The 15,319-nt window shown below is 70.6% G+C and carries 10 protein-coding genes; 4 read left to right on the top strand and 6 right to left on the bottom strand.

The features are described from left to right. Positions 1 to 50: 50 nt before the first annotated feature. Entirely contained in the window at positions 51 to 3,899 is a 3,849-nt protein-coding gene (gene fxsT / locus ACWCRD_RS09495; protein ID WP_450965323.1) for an FxSxx-COOH system tetratricopeptide repeat protein, read from the top strand. A 98-nt stretch (positions 3,900 to 3,997) separates the two neighbouring features. Here the strand turns inward: fxsT and ACWCRD_RS09490 are convergent, their stop codons facing one another. Then, complete coding sequence (locus ACWCRD_RS09490; RefSeq protein ID WP_450965322.1) at positions 3,998 to 5,809, bottom strand: HEXXH motif domain-containing protein; 1,812 nt, start codon at positions 5,807 to 5,809, stop codon at positions 3,998 to 4,000. Between the two features lie 533 nt (positions 5,810 to 6,342). Next, a complete protein-coding gene (locus tag ACWCRD_RS09485) occupies positions 6,343 to 7,887 on the bottom strand; it encodes an MFS transporter (RefSeq protein ID WP_450965321.1) in 1,545 nt (514 codons plus the stop codon). Between the two features lie 61 nt (positions 7,888 to 7,948). On the opposite strand from ACWCRD_RS09485, the gene ACWCRD_RS09480 reads away from it, so the two are divergent. Further along, positions 7,949 to 8,926, top strand: coding sequence for a helix-turn-helix transcriptional regulator (locus tag ACWCRD_RS09480; protein WP_450965320.1), 978 nt, complete (start codon positions 7,949 to 7,951; stop codon positions 8,924 to 8,926). A 465-nt stretch (positions 8,927 to 9,391) separates the two neighbouring features. Here the strand turns inward: ACWCRD_RS09480 and ACWCRD_RS09475 are convergent, their stop codons facing one another. After that, positions 9,392 to 10,390, bottom strand: coding sequence for a sigma-70 family RNA polymerase sigma factor (locus ACWCRD_RS09475; RefSeq protein WP_450965319.1), 999 nt, complete (start codon positions 10,388 to 10,390; stop codon positions 9,392 to 9,394). A 198-nt stretch (positions 10,391 to 10,588) separates the two neighbouring features. Here ACWCRD_RS09475 and ACWCRD_RS09470 point away from each other — a divergent pair, with 198 nt between their 5' ends. After that, entirely contained in the window at positions 10,589 to 11,104 is a 516-nt protein-coding gene (locus tag ACWCRD_RS09470) for an N-acetyltransferase family protein (protein ID WP_450965318.1), read from the top strand. 146 nt (positions 11,105 to 11,250) lie between these two features. On the opposite strand, the gene ACWCRD_RS09465 is transcribed toward ACWCRD_RS09470, so the two are convergent. After that, positions 11,251 to 12,042, bottom strand: a complete 792-nt coding sequence (locus ACWCRD_RS09465; protein ID WP_450965317.1) for a dioxygenase family protein — start codon at positions 12,040 to 12,042, stop codon at positions 11,251 to 11,253. Positions 12,043 to 12,139: 97 nt separating this feature from the next. Between ACWCRD_RS09465 and ACWCRD_RS09460 the strand changes: the two genes are divergently transcribed. Next, positions 12,140 to 12,679, top strand: a complete 540-nt coding sequence (locus ACWCRD_RS09460) for a MarR family winged helix-turn-helix transcriptional regulator (protein ID WP_450965316.1) — start codon at positions 12,140 to 12,142, stop codon at positions 12,677 to 12,679. A 106-nt stretch (positions 12,680 to 12,785) separates the two neighbouring features. Here the strand turns inward: ACWCRD_RS09460 and ACWCRD_RS09455 are convergent, their stop codons facing one another. Then, positions 12,786 to 14,327, bottom strand: coding sequence for an MFS transporter (locus ACWCRD_RS09455; protein WP_450965315.1), 1,542 nt, complete (start codon positions 14,325 to 14,327; stop codon positions 12,786 to 12,788). 112 nt (positions 14,328 to 14,439) lie between these two features. Further along, entirely contained in the window at positions 14,440 to 15,102 is a 663-nt protein-coding gene (locus ACWCRD_RS09450; RefSeq protein WP_450965314.1) for a TetR/AcrR family transcriptional regulator, read from the bottom strand. Positions 15,103 to 15,319 lie beyond the last annotated feature (217 nt).

The raw sequence follows: 15,319 nt of genomic DNA, 5'->3' as shown, positions 1-15,319 counted from the left end.
GGGGCGCTGCCGGACCGCCTCGGACCCACGGCAAGGGAGGCCAGCGAATCATGACCCAGTCCCCAGCCTGGTCCCCACTGCCCCCGGAATTACCCGAAGCGCTACGCCGCACCGGCACCGCACTACGGCGGCCCGCCGGGCACCCCGCAGGCACCCGTTGGGACATCGCCGTCGTCGCCGACTCCGGGCCCACCATGGGGATCTGGGAGCCGACCGTGCGGGCGTTCGTGGGCGGGCTGCAGCACACCGGTGCCTTCGGGAGGGTCACCGTACACCGGCTCCCGAACGGGGGTGGAAGGGCCCCGGCGACACTGCCGCAGCACGGCGCGACGGGGCGGCTGACCCTGGTGCTCACCGACGGTGCCGGGCCGCACTGGCGCGATCACGGCGTGGAGCCCTTGCTGCGGCGCTGGGCGCAGGCCGGGCCGGTCTGTCTGATCCATCTGCTGCCGCATCCGGTGTGGCCGGTGACGGGTCTGCGGGGCTGGCAGGTGCAGCTGCGCTCCCCCGCCCCGGGAGCGCCCAACAACCGGCTGCGCTGGCGGGCCCGCGGGCTGGGCCCCGACCCGTACGACCTGCCGCCGGCGCCGGGGCGGCCCGACGTACCGGTTCCCGTGCTTGAGCTGTCCGCCCGCTGGCTGGACGCCTGGTCGAGTCTGCTGGGCGGGGCGCCGCCGCGCTGGCTGCCGCTCACCGTGACCTTCCCCCGCGCGCACGTGCCCGCCGCTCCCGAGCCGGATCCGCTGCAGCAGGACGCCCCCGCGCTGGTGGCCCGGCTGCGGTCGGCCGCGCCCCAGCAGGTGTTCACGCTGGCCACCATGCTCGCCCCGATCCCCCTCACCGACCCGCTGGTCCGGCAGGTGCAGGACGCACTGCTGCCGGGCAGCTCGCTCACGGACTTCGCGCTGCTGCTCGCGCAGGGCATCGTCCGCCCGGCCGACCGCGCGTTCCCGGCCTACGAGTTCGCGCCCGGCGTACGCGAGGAGCTGCTGGCCGCGGGACGCCGTACCGACCTGGTCCGGGTTGTCGAACTGGTGGGGGATCGCCGGGGACCGGGCGGGGAACACTTGTGGCGACTGCCCCGGCTGCTGCGCGGCGAGTCCGTGTCCCAAGTCCCTTCCGTGGACGCGGAGTCCGGTCCGTGGCTGCTGGCGGAAAGCGCCGTGCTCCACGCCCTGTCCGGGCCGTTCCTGAAACCGGCCGGAGAGGTGGACGAGGCGGTCGCGGGCCTCCGTGAGGAGCCTGCGCACCGGCACTCGTCCCGCACCAGCACCACCGCACCGCTCACACACAGCGACCCCGTCGCCCGCACCCCGGGCGACGCCGACCACCCGACGCATCAGGGGAACAGGAGGCCGGTGATGCCAGAGCAGGCCCCGGCGCACACGGCGGGTACCGAGCGCACCAGGAACACCCCCACGGTCTGGGGGAACATCCCGCCGCGCAACCCGAACTTCACCGGCCGCAGGGAGCTCCTGGAGGCCCTCCACCAGCGGCTGCTGCAGGAGAAGACGACGGCCGTACTGCCGCACGCCCTGCACGGCATGGGAGGCGTCGGCAAGAGTCTGCTGGCGGTGGAGTACCTGTATCGCCGGATGTCCGAGTACGACGTGGTGTGGTGGATCTCCGCCGAGCGCACCGCGCAGATCTCCCTGTCCCTGGTGGAGCTCGCCCCGCGCCTCGGCATCAGCGCGGGCAGCGACGCCTCCTCGACGGTCGCGGCCGTCCTGGAGGCGCTGCGCATCGGACGGCCGTACGCCAACTGGCTGTTGGTGTTCGACAACGCCGAAAGCCCGGAGGCGGTACGGGCGTTCTTCCCGGCGGGCGGTCCCGGCAACATCCTCATCACCTCCCGCAACCCCCAATGGGCGTCCATCGCCCGCCCGTTGGAGGTGGACGTCTTCCTCCGCGAGGAGAGCAAGCAGCTGCTGCGGCTGCGCGGTCCGGAGATCAGCGACGAGGACGCCGACCGGCTGGCCCAGGCGCTGGGCGACCTGCCGCTGGCCATCGAGCAGGCGGCCGCCTGGCACGCGGAGACCGGCATGCTGGTCGACGAATACCTGCGCCTGCTGACCGAGAAACGCGTGGACCTGCTGCGCGGCACCGCACCGCTCGACAACCAGCATCCGGTCATCGCCGCGTGGAACATCTCCCTGGACCAGCTGGAGACCAAGAACCCGGCCGCCTACCAGCTCCTCCAGGTCTGTTCCTTCTACGCCCCCGAGCCCATCGCCCGCTCCCTCTTCGCCCGTATGCCACGCGGCTCGATCGCACCGGAACTGGACCTGGCCCTGGAGGACCCGATCCGGCTCGGCCAGGTCATCCGTGAGATCGGCCGCTACTCACTGGCCCGCTTCAACCACCGCAACAACTCCCTCCAGATGCACCGTCTGGTCCAGGCCGCCCTGCTGTACCGGATGACGGAGGAGGACCGGTCGACGATGCGGCGGGGGGCGCATCTGCTGCTGGCGGCGAGTGATCCCAACGACCCGGACAACGTGCTGCGCTGGGACCGGTACGGCGCGCTCTACCCGCATGTCCTCGTCTCCGACGCCGCCCAGTCCGACGAGGGCTGGGTGCGCAACCTCGTCGTCAACGAGGTCATCTACCTCCTGCGGTTCGGCGACTACCAGCCCTGCCTGGAACTCGCCCGCACCGCGCACGAGACCTGGTCCGCCAAACTCGGCCAGGACCATCCGCAGACCCTCCAGGTGGCCCGCTGGCTGGGCTTCCTGCTCTTCAGTCTGGGCCGCTACCGGCAGGCCGCCGAGCTCAACTCGGCCACCCTGGAGGCCTACCGGCGCACCATCGGCCCCGATGCCCAGGACACCGCCGACGCCCTCGGCAACGTCGCCATCGACCACCGCGTACGCGGTGCCTTCAGCGAGGCCCTCAGCCTTTCGGAATCCGTCCACCAGCAGTACTTACGGCTGCTGGGCCCCGACGACCCCGAAACCCTGCGCGCCGCCCACAACCTCGGCGTCAGCCTCCGCCTCGTCGGCGACTTCGGCCGCGCCCGCGACCTCGACCAGCAGACCTGGAACGGCTACACCGAGATCTACGGCCAGGACCATGTGCTCTCGCTGCTCAGCTGGCTCGGCTTCATCCTCGACACCCGGGAACTGGGCGAGTACGCCGTCGCACTGACCTACCACCGAGAGCTCGTCGACCGGTGCAACTCCCTGCTGGGCAGCACCAACCCACTCAGTCTCTCCTGCTACCGCCACCTCGCGGTGGCCCTGCGCAAGGCCGGCGAGCACCGGGAGGCGATGGAGACGGCGGAGCGGGCCCGCACCGACCTCATCCACCGGTACGGCACCGACAACCCCGAATCCATGGCCGCCACCCTGGAGTTGTCGGTGCATCTGCGGCACAGCGGCGATCTCCCGGAGGCGCTGCGGCTGGGCACGGACATCTGCGAGCAGTACGAGAGGACGTACGGCAAACACCATCCGCACGCCCTGTCGGCCGCGCTGAACCTGGCGATCACCTACCGGCTGCTGGGCAACGCGGCGGCCTCCCAGTACATCAACTCACTGGTGCTTGAGGAGTTCACGGCGACGCTGGGCGAGATGCATCCGTCGACCCTGGTGTGCCGCACCAACCTCGCCAGCGACCACTACGCCCTCGGCGACCCGGCCACCGCCCATGAACTGGACACCGAGACCCTGCGCCGCTCCCGTGACGTCTTCGACGACGACCACCCCTCCACCCTCGCCTGTGCCGCCAACTTCGCCATGGATCTGCGCGCCCTCGGCCACACCGAGGAGGCGGCCACGCTCCATACCGACACTCATGAACGCCTCAGCCGCAAGCTGGGCAGCAGCCACCCTGCGGTGCGGATGTCTGCCGACTGGGAACACAGGGCCGACTGCGACATCGACCCCATGCCGTTGTGATACCGGAGCTGGGGTGAGCACTACTGCGTGAGTGCCACGATTGGCCGTCGATCGTCTTCAGGCTCGTCCTGGCTGGTCGCGCAGTTCCCCGCGCCCCTTCAGGGCGCCAGCCAGTGCGCCAGGGCCACCGGGTCCGGCGGTTCCGGCAACAGACGGCTTACCGCCACGGCCAGTTCGGGGTGGCTGGTCAGGACCGCCCCGGCGGCCTGCTCGCCGGTCTCGGTCAGCGCCAGGCCCAGGCCTGCCCAGGCTGCGGGTCTGGCGCCGGGGAGCGCCAGTTCCTCGGCGTAGAGCTTGACCGCGGTTTGTGCGTCGCCTGCCACCAGGGCCAGGTCGGCCGCGGCGGCGCCGGGGATCTGGGCGGCGGGGTCGGCGTCGGCGAGCAGCCTTGCGTACTCGGCGGGGTCGACGAGGCTGAGGCGGGACAGCAGTGCCAGGGTGTCGAGCCGGCAGGCGCCGGGGTCCGTGCGCAGTTCGGGCTCCGGCGCCGGCCCCAGAGGGGCGCCCGAATCGTCGACGGCCTCCCGGTGGCCGTGCTGCCAGGCCTGCGCCAGCGCCTGTGCGTAGGGCTTGGGGGTGTGCAGGTGGTGGGCGCGCCAGGTCGCGTGGTGGTGGGCGGACGCCAGCCGGGCGAGGTTCTGCTCGTGCTGCCCCACCGGCTCCGCGCTCCAGTGTGCCGTCTGCTCCGTGAGCGCCTCACAGAGCCGGCGCCCGAGCGGGGTCAGCAGGGGGCGGTCCCGCAGGGTGGTGAGCACCTGGTCCAGGGCGCCCCGCAACAGAGCGAACTCGAAGCCCGCGAGGCCCTCCTCGCCTCGCGCCCGCCAGTAGCGCGCGACCCCCGAGAAGGCGTACGCCCCGTGCACCAGCCCGCCGAGCGGACGCGGATCGTCCCGCCAGGGGGCGTAGAACAGGTCGCCGCAGTCCTCGAAGAGCGGGGCGAGGAAGATGAGGCCGTTGAGCAGGGTGTGCCGGAACTCATGGATGAGGGCCACGCCGAGCTGGGCCGGCAGCACCGCCGTGTCCTGGTCGGGTTCCGTCAGCAGTACGCAGCCGAAGGCGTCGCTGGAGGAGGCGGTGCGCCCGCGCAGGCGTTCCCGGTGGGGCAGCGGGACGAGAGACAGCAGCCCGGCGGAGAGCGCGCGGGCGTCGGCCCGGTGGTCGGCCACCAGAAGGGGCCACATGGCGGAGATCCAGCGCTGCCAGTCGGCGAACTGCTCGGGCGCCAGCCGCCGGGAGGCGGCCAGCCCGGACACCGCCGGGTAGGGGCCGAGGTCGTCGATCGCGAGCGTGAGGGTCATGCCGTCGGTGGTGGCGCGCAGCCGGCGCAGACCCTGCCAGCCGGGCGCGTCGCGTTCGGGATCCTCCGGCAGCGTCACCGCCGTAGCGTCCCCGACGATGCTCACCACACCGTTCCGCGCCCGCACCTCGGCGGTCCCCCAGGGCTCGGCGGTGTCCAGCCGGGCACGCCCCAGGCACGGCAGGAAAACACTTCCGTCCCGCACCGGGACCCGCACCCGGAAGGGGGCGCCCGCCATGATCGACACGGTGGCCGCGAACTGGGCGAGGAAACCCAGCTCCACCCACAGCGGTACGTCCTGCGCGCCCTCGTCCCGCTCGGCCCGGGACAGCCGCCGGAACAGGGCGGCCGCCCACAGGCCGACCTGCGGATCGAGCAGTACGGCGCGAACGGCCTCGGGGGCCCGCTTCTCGACGCTCTCCAGCAGCCGCCAGGCCTCCTCGACCCCGGCGGTCTTGGCCTCGGGGGTCCCGGCGCAGGAGTCCAGGATTCCCCGCATGAGCAGCAGCCGGCGGCTGTACTCCACGTCCAGGAGCACGGCTACCGCCGAGTCGTCCTCGGTGGTGGCCAGCAGGGACCGCAGGACGGACACGGAGAGCTGGTGATGGTGCATCGGCACGACTTCCTCGTTCCCGGCCGGGGGTGACGTGCCGTGAAATTTAACCGCTCGCGCCCGGCGCAGAGGCCGCGTTGCCGATTCTTTCGGGGACTGTGCCTGAAGTAAGTAACCGGGGTTAGTCTGCCGCGCCCCAAAGGGGCGCGGGGCTGTATCGGTATGCGGCTCCGCCGCGCGGCGCGACCAGCCACAACGGCGCCGCAGACGATCAACGGCGCACCCCGCGGAGCGCTCAGCTACCGCTGCTGCCACCGATGGTGGAAAGCGGTTGGTTGACGCAGCGCTTCAGATGCTTGACGGAGGATTCCAGAACCATGCTGTCCAGGCTGCTGAGCTCTCCGAGGGAGAGCCCCGAGAGGTCGGGAAGCCAGCTGGACATGGCCGTTTCCGACGCTGCCGCCTCGGATGGAGTGGCCTGATTCCTCGATGCCATGACGTCCCGTCGCTTCCCGGATGAACACGTGTCGAGGACACCCTGCTACACAACACCCCGCCCCTGCAAAGACTCTAGGGACGGGGTGTCAGGTCCGCTACCGGACAGCAGCCAGATTCTCCTCGTGAGCGTCGGCGTCCTGGATGCTCCCGGCGTGCAGTTCGGCCGTTTCGGCCTGCTCCACCGGCGCCTGTGCCTCCCCCGCCCGCTTCGGCAGGGCGAACATCAATACGAAGATGGCCCCCATCACCGCGGCGACCCATCCGAGTGCGTGCTGGAAGGCGTCCACGAACGCCGGGCCCACCTCGGACCGCGTCAGCCGGTCGCCGATCTCCCCGAAGAACACCACCGAGACCAGCCCGAGCCCCAGCGCGTTCCCCATCTGCTGCACGGTGTTGATGAGCCCCGAGGCCGAGCCGGCGTGCTCGCGCGGCACGTCCGACAGCACCGCGTCCGTCAGCGGGGCCACGATCAGGCCCATGCCCACGCCCATCACGACCAGGGGCAGCGCCATCTGCCAGGACGCGATGGCGAGGCCGTAGCGAGCGGACTCCCCGATGTAGAGCAGGACGCCCGCGGCCATGAGCAGCGCGCCCGCCTGGAGCACCTTGCGGCCGAAGCGCGGCACCAGTTTCTGCACGGACAGGCCTGCCGCGGTCGAGACGGAGATCGAGAACGGCACCCCGGTCAGCCCCGCCCGCAGCGGGCTCCAGCCCAGCCCGGTCTGCATGTAGAGCGTCCAGACCAGGAAGAACACCCCGAGCGCGATCCCGAACACGGTCTGGACGGCGATACCGGCCGCGAAGCTCTTCACCCGGAACAGCGAGAGCTCGACCAGCGGAGATCCGTCCCGTACGGCCTTGCGCCGCTCGTACGCCACCAGGACCGCGAAGACGACGAGCGCGCCCGCCATCGAGGCGTACCCCCACAGCGGCCAGCCCAGCTCACGGCCGCGGGTCAGCGGGTAGAGCAGCATCGTCAGACCCAGGGTGACAAGGGCGACCCCGACCAGGTCCAGCTTCAGCGCCCGCGGTGCCTTCGACTCGGTGATGAAGCGACTGCCGAGGAGCAGGCCCGCGATGCCGACCGGGAGATTGATGAGGAAGATCGGCCGCCACTGAAGACCCCACAGGTTCCACTCCGTCAGCAGCGCGCCGAGCAGCGGGCCCGAGACCGCCCCGAGCCCCACGATCGCGCCGAACAGTCCGAACACCTTGCCCCGCTCGTGCGCCGGGAAGGTGGCGTGCACGATCGACAGCACCTGCGGCACCATCATCGCCGCCATGCCGCCCTGCAGGATCCGGGAGGCGACCAGCATCTCGGGGTTCGCGGCGAAGCCGCACAGCGCGGAGGCGAGGGTGAAGCCGCCGATGCCGAGGAGGAACAGCCGCTTGCGGCCGTGGATGTCGCCGAGCCGCCCGCCGGTGATCAGCCCCGCGGCGAAGGCGAGCGCGTAGCCGGCGGTGATCCACTGGATCTGGCTGATGGAGGCGCCGGCGTCCCGCCGTATCGACGGGATCGCGATGTTGACGATCGTGACGTCGACGAGGTCCATGAAGGCCGCGGTCATCACGATGGCGAGGGCGAACCAGCGCCTGCGGTCGCCGGAGGCGGGAACGGATGGGGTCTCGGTGGAGGTCATACCCCGAAGCTAGACCCCTATTAGGTCAGGTCGTGTCCTACTTCTGCGGCATGCTCTCACCATGACGACGGACACCCCGGCGCGACTCCTCCAACTCCTCTCCCTCCTCCAGACTCCCCGCGAATGGCCCGGCGGCGAGCTCGCCGAGCGGCTGGGCGTGTCGCGGCGCACGGTGCGGCGGGACATCGACCGGCTGCGCGAGCTGGGCTATCCGGTGCAGGCGACCCTGGGCGCCGAGGGCGGCTACCGGCTCATCGCGGGCAAGGCGATGCCGCCGCTCGTGCTCGACGACGAGGAGGCCGTGGCGATCGCGGTAGGGCTGCGGGCGGGCGCCGGGCACGCCCTGGAGGGCGTGGACGAGGCCTCCGTACGGGCCCTGGCCAAGCTGGAACAGGTGCTGCCCTCCCGCCTGCGCCACCGCGTCTCCACGCTCCAGGCCGCGACCACGCCGCTGACCAGCGGGGACGGGGCGAGCATCGCACCCGAGACGCTGACCGTCATGGCGTCCACGGTGGCCGGGCACGAACGCCTGCGCTTCGCCTACCGCGCCGGCGACGGCACCGAGTCCCGACGCCTGACGGAGCCGTACCGCCTCGTCTCGACCGGCCGCCGCTGGTACCTCGTCGCCTACGACCTCGACCGCGCCGACTGGCGCACGTTCCGCGTCGACCGGGTGAGTGCCCCCTTCGCAACCGGCGCCCGGTTCGCCCCGCGGGAGCTGCCGACCGGAAACGCGGCGGAGTATCTGCGCCGCTCGATGCAACGACACCAGGAGTCGTACGACTTCGAGGTCATCTTCGCCGCCCCCGCGGAAACCGTCGCGACCCGCATCCCGTCCTGGCTGGGCACCCCGGAACCGCTCGACGACCACACCTGCCGCCTGCGCGCCCGCACAAGCGACGCAGCGGACTGGCTGGCAGTCCGACTGGCCCTGCTGGGCCACGAGTTCACGGTACGGGAACCACCTGAACTGGTGGAGAGCGTACGGGAACTGGGGGGACGGTTGATGCGGGCGGGGGCGGCCGGCACCACGCCCTGAAGAGGCCTCGGAGCCCGCCTCACCTTGGCGGGTTAGCGAAACGTGACGACCTTATGGCAGAGTGTCACGCTGCGGGACACACATGACGGCGGGCCACCCCAGTGTTCAGGTCTGGGGTGGCCCGCCGTCATCTGCGTCCCGGCGAGATCCCAGCGCGCGCCCCGAAAGAGAACCGGGCCCCGGCGCCCGGGGGGAGGGGCGCCGAAGCCCGGCTCAGGAAAGTCCCGCCGCCGGGGGGGATGTGCGTCGGGACTTGGTCCGTGGTTGCAGTGGTCCGCTCGTTCAGGGGGCGGGATGCTGCCGCCGAACTCCTGTGCCCTGAAGTCTTGTTCCCTGCGTTCTGACGGTTGAAGCGGCGTCGGCCCGCCATGTTTGCGCGGTCTTTCGCCACCCGGCGTGCGCGGCCTCCGGCGCGTACACCACCCGGCTCTCACCGCGTGCCGTACGCGCCCCCGTGACCGCTCGTCAGGCCGCCGCCTCGAAGCCCGTGTCGCGGGCCAGCTTCTTCAGCTCCAGCAGGGCGTGCTTCTCGATCTGCCGGATCCGCTCACGGGTCAGACCGTGCTCCTTGCCGACCTCCGTCAGGGTGCGCTCGCGGCCGTCCTCGATGCCGTAGCGCATCTTGATGATGGACGCCGTGCGCGGGTCGAGCCGCCCGATGAGGTCGTCGAGTTCCTCGCTGCGGAGCAGGGTGAGGACGGACTGCTCGGGGGAGACCGCGGAGGTGTCCTCGAGCAGGTCGCCGAACTGGGTCTCGCCCTCGTCGTCCACCGCCATGTTCAGCGAGACCGGGTCGCGCGCCCAGTCCAGGACGTCGATCACACGGTCCGCGTTCGAGCCGAGCTCGGCGGCGATCTCCGCGGGCTCCGGGTCGCGGCCGTGCTCGCGGTTGAACTCGCGCTGCACACGGCGGATCCGGCCCAGCTCCTCCACCAGGTGGACGGGCAGGCGGATGGTGCGCGACTGGTCCGCTATCGAGCGGGTGATCGCCTGACGGATCCACCAGGTCGCGTACGTCGAGAACTTGAAGCCCTTGCGGTAGTCGAACTTCTCGACCGCGCGCACCAGACCCGCGTTGCCCTCCTGGATCAGGTCGAGCAGGGGCAGACCGCTACGGGGGTAACGGCGCGCCACGGCCACGACCAGGCGGAGGTTGGAGCGGATGAAGACGTCCTTGGCGCGCTCGGCGTCGGCCACGAGGGCTTCGAGCTCCTCGCGGGTGGCCTCGGCCTTGGACTCCTCGTACCCGTCGAGAACCTGTCGCGCGAACACACCCGCCTCGATGATCTGGGACAGCTCGACCTCCTTGGCGGCGTCGAGCAGCGGTGTGCGCGCGATCTCGTCGAGGTACATGCCGACCAGGTCACGGTCGGCGATCTCGCCGGCGTGGGCGCGAACACTGCTTGCCGCGTCGGCCGTCTCGCCGGTGGCGGACTTACGACGGGCGACGGCACGGGTTGCCATGCGTGCTCCCTTGCGATGGTGGGCTGGCGGGTGGTCTCTCAGACGCCGGGCACTCGCCTTCGAGTGCCGCTGAGCACTTTGGTCGGGTGCCCTGCATCCGATGGAAACAACGACTGGAATCCGGACAGAATTCCCAACCCGCCCCCCAATTTTTCTGATCATGCAGTACCCTGTCCGGCCACGGAGGGAGGCCTGAGGGTGTCGGAGCGTACAGAGGTGCAGGTCAGACCAGGAGTCGAGGAGGACCTCGACGCTCTCACCGACCTCTACAACCACTACGTACGTGAGACGCCCATCACATTCGATACCGCCGTCTTCACTCCGGAAGAGCGTCTTCCCTGGCTGCTCTCCCACCCTGTAGACGGGCCGCACCGGCTGATGGTTGCCACGGATGCGGACACACAGGAAATTCTGGGCTACGCCACATCCAGCCCTTACCGTGCGAAACCGGCCTACGGGACGTCGGTCGAGGTCACGGTGTACGTGGCCCCGGGCGCGGGCCGCCGCGGCATCGGCACGCTGCTGTACAAGGCGCTCTTCGAGGCCCTGGCGGACGAGGACCTGCACCGCGCCTACGCGGGCATCGCCCAGCCCAACGAAGCGTCCACGCGGCTGCATGAACGCTTCGGATTCCGCCACGTCGGCACCTACCGGGAGGTGGGCCGGAAGTTCGGCAGGTACTGGGACGTCGCCTGGTACGAGAAGGAGCTTTAGCAGGCCCGGGCGTCGCGATGTCCCAAGCGGTTCGGCAGCGCCCCGAAGGGGCGCGGGGCTGTGCCGATCAGCGGCTCCGCCGCGGGGCGCGACCAGCCACGACGGCGCCGCAGACGATCGACGACGCACGGCGCCCCGCGCAAAACTCAGCCGAACTGCACCGACCGCTTCGCCATGCCCATCCAGAAGCCTTCGATCACGGACTTCTGCGCATCCAGCTCGCCGGTGACGTCCGCCGCGCCCATGGTCACGAACAGCGGGGCGAAGTGCTCGGTGCGCGGGTGGGCGTAGCGGCCGGCCGGGGCCTTGTGGAGGAAGTCCAGCAGGCCGTCCCAGTCCCGGGCCTCCAGCGCCTTGCGGCCCCAGTCGTCGAACTCCGAGGACCAGCTCGGCACTCCCCCGCCCGTGTGCCGCAGCGCGGCCAGGTTGTGGGTGAAGAAGCCGGAGCCGACGATCAGCACGCCCTCGTCGCGCAGCGGCGCGAGCTTGCGGCCGATCTCCATCAGCTTCACCGGGTCGAGGGTCGGCATCGAGATCTGCAGGACCGGGATGTCGGCGGCAGGGAACATCTCGACGAGCGGGACATAGGCGCCGTGGTCGAGGCCGCGGTCCGGGATGTCCTGCACGGGTATGCCGGGGGCTCGCAGCAACTTCCGTACGGACTCGGCGAGTTCGGGTGCACCGGGGGCCTCGTACCTCACCTGGTAGTAGTGCTCGGGGAAACCCCAGAAGTCGTAGACGAGCGGGACGGTCTCCACCGCGCCGAGCGCGAGCGGGGCCTCCTCCCAGTGGGCGGAGACCATGAGGATCGCCTTGGGGCGCGGCAGGTCGGCGGACCAGGCGGCGAGTTCGCCGGGCCAGATCGGGTCGTCCGCGAGCGGCGGCGCACCGTGGCTGAGATAGAGGGCGGGCATGCGCTCCTGAATGGCGGCGGACATGGCGGTGACTCCCAATGCTTGAACTCTCAAACTCCCTGCTTCAGAGCATACGCCCCATTTGTTTAATATTCAAGGAGACCTCTCGTACGATGGATACATGAATACGGCACCCACAACCGCTGAAGAAGCAGACGCAGCGGCGAAACCCGCCGGGCAGACCCGTTGGCTCACCGACGACGAGCAGCGCATCTGGCGCTCCTACCTGCACGCCACCATGCTTCTCGAGGACCATCTCGACCGCCAGCTGCAGCGGGACGCGGGCATGCCGCACATCTACTACGGGCTGCTGGTCGGCCTCGCCGAGGCGCCGGGCCGGCGGCTGCGGATGACCGAGCTGGCCATGAAGTCGAAGATCACCCGGTCCCGTCTCTCACACGCGATCGCGCGGCTGGAGAAGAACGGCTGGGTGCGGCGCGAGGACTGCCCCGACGACAAGCGGGGGCAGTTCGCGGTGCTGACGGACGCGGGCGCCGAGGTGCTGGGGCGGACCGCGCCGGGCCATGTGACGGCCGTACGCCAGGCGGTGTTCGAGCGGCTCACCCCGCAGCAGCAGAAGACCCTCGGCGAGATCATGGAGATCGTCGCCGAGGGCCTGCAGCCCAGCGATGCGGGCGCGGACCTGCCCTGGCTCCGCTGAGCCGCTCACTCAGGGAGCCAGGGCAGGTCCTGGGGTCGTACGCGAGAGGCGTCCCCTTCCTCTCGCGTACGGATGGTTCCGAAGGGGTACCGCCGGACGGTCGCCGTCAGTGGGCGACCACCGGGACGGCCAGCTCGTCCTCGACGCCGTCCTCCGAGCCGGCCACCGTGGTCGAGCCGGGGCCGCCGGCGTTGACCAGGGTCACGACGATCGCGGAGGCCAGCACCAGCATGCCGACGGCGAACCAGATCGCGTTGGTGTAGCCGTGCACCGCGCCCTGCATCTGGACCAGCTGCGCCTGCGACTTGGAGGTCGCGGTCGCGATGTGGTCCTTGATGTACGCCGTCGTCGCGGACGCGGCGATCGTGTTCAGCAGGGCCGTACCGATCGCACCGCCCACCTGCTGCGAGGTGTTGACCATCGCGGAGGCGACACCGGCGTCCCGGGGCTCGACGCCCAGGGTGGCCAGGGACATCGCGGGCATGAACGCCGTACCCATGCCGAGGCCGAGCAGCAGCATCGCCGGCAGGATGAGCGAGGCGTACGACGAGCCGATCTCCAGCTGGGTCAGGAACAGCATGCCGCCGGACGCGACCAGGAAGCCGGGGCCCATCAGCAGCCGGGCCGGGACCCGGGTCATCAGCCGGGCGCCGATCTGGGTGGAGCCGACCATCATGCCCGCGATCATCGGCAGGAAGGCGAAACCGGTCTTGATCGGTGAGAAGCCCTTGATGACCTGCAGGTAGTAGGTCAGGAAGAGGAACGTGCCGAACATCGCGATGATCGCGATACCGAGCGAGAGGTAGATGCCGCCCCGGTTGCGGTCGGTCACCACGCGCAGCGGCAGCAGCGGCGCCTTGACCTTCGCCTCGGTGACCACGAAGGCGATCAGCAGGACGGCCGACGCGACGAACAGGGAGACGGTGGTGGTGTCGCCCCAGCCGTCGGACTCGGCGCGGGTGAAGCCGTAGACCAGCGAGACCAGGCCGAGGGTGGACAGCAGCACGCCCGGGATGTCGAGCGGGTTGCGGTTGCGGCCGCCCTCCGGCTCACGGATGACGAAGTACGCGCCCAGCGCGGCGATCACGGCGAACGGGATGTTCACGAAGAACGTCCAGCGCCAGTCCAGGTACTCGGTGAGCACGCCGCCGAGGATGAAGCCGACGGCGCCACCGCCACCGGCGATCGCACCGTAGATACCGAACGCCTTGGCACGCTCCTTGGCGTCGGTGAACATCACGGCGAGCAGGGAGAGCGCGGCGGGCGCGAGCAGCGCACCGAAGACGCCCTGCAGGGCACGGGCGCCGAACATCATGGCGCCGGTGGTGGCCGCTCCGCCCAGCGCGGAGGCGGCGGCGAAGCCGGTCAGACCGATGACGAAGGCGCGCTTGCGGCCCCACAGGTCGGCGATCCGGCCGCCGAACAGGAGCAGACCGCCGAAGGCGAGGGCGTAGGCCGTGACGACCCACTGCCGGTTGCCGTCCGAGATGCCCAGGTCGGTCTGGGCGGACGGCAGGGCGATGTTCACGATGGTCGCGTCGAGCACGACCATCAGCTGGGCGAGCGCTATGAAGACGAGCGCTTTCCAGCGATTGGCGTCGCCGGTGTTCTCGACGGCGCCTGGAGCCTTTGAGGCTGTTGCAGACATGGGGGTACCCACTTCGGGACTTCGTGACGGAAAAAGGTGTCGTAACGGGGACGGCTCGCGTACCGAGACGGCCGGTGAGTGTCGAGAGTGTCGACTCGCTTGGAGTCCTGAACTAATCGGTGCAGGGCCGGCGCAGATCCTCCACGGTCACGGGCGTGCCCGGCAGGACCGAGCGGGCCGGGGCCCGCAGTCCGTCCAGGAACAGCTGCAGATGGCGGTGTACGAAGCGGTCGTTGACGAGGCAGTCGGTGCCGGCCGGGGGCCGGCTGAGCTGCGCCACGACGATCATGAGGTCCCCGACGGCGACGTCGGGGCGGAGCTGGCCGGCCTCCTTGGCGCGGTCCATCAGCTCGTTCACGGTCTGCTCGACCCGCTCACGGGCCGCTTCGAGATCGGGATGGTTCTTGTCGAAAGTGCTCTGGACCATCGGGCACAGCGCGCTGATCCGCTCGTCGGCGGAGGTGTGCACAAAGCGCTCGAGCGCCTCGAAGGCGTCCCCGGTCTCGGCGAGCGCGAGCTCGGCCGCCTCCGACGTCCGGTCCATGACGGAGCAGACGACCTCGCGGACGAGTGCGTCGCGGTCGGGGAAGTTGCGGTACACCGTGGCGTTGCCCACGCCGGCCCGGCGGGCGATCTCGTCGAGCGGCACCTCGGGGCCGAACTCGGTGAACATCTCCCGGGCGGCGGCGACGATCCGCTCCCGGTTGCGCAGGGCGTCGGCGCGCGGCCGGGCCACCTTGCGCTGCGGGGCCTTCGCGGTCGTCGTGGCGGTCACGGTGTGCTCCTCGGTGAGAGTTGCTGCGAGTAGTCGGTAGTGCTGCGAACGATCGGTGGTGCTGCGGACGGACCATCGGTGGTGCTGCGATCCGGGGAAGCACTCCCCGCTTCGCTCGGACACCTGACTAAACGGGGAGACGCTCCCCGCTTATTTCAGGTTGACGGAGAGATTTAATGTGACCTGAGTCACACCACCCTCTCGGCGAAACCCCACG

The sequence above is a fragment of the Streptomyces sp. NPDC002092 genome (assembly GCF_053593775.1).
The sequence above is the reverse complement of the archived record's forward strand: the minus strand, read 5'-3'. Positions and strand labels throughout refer to the sequence as shown.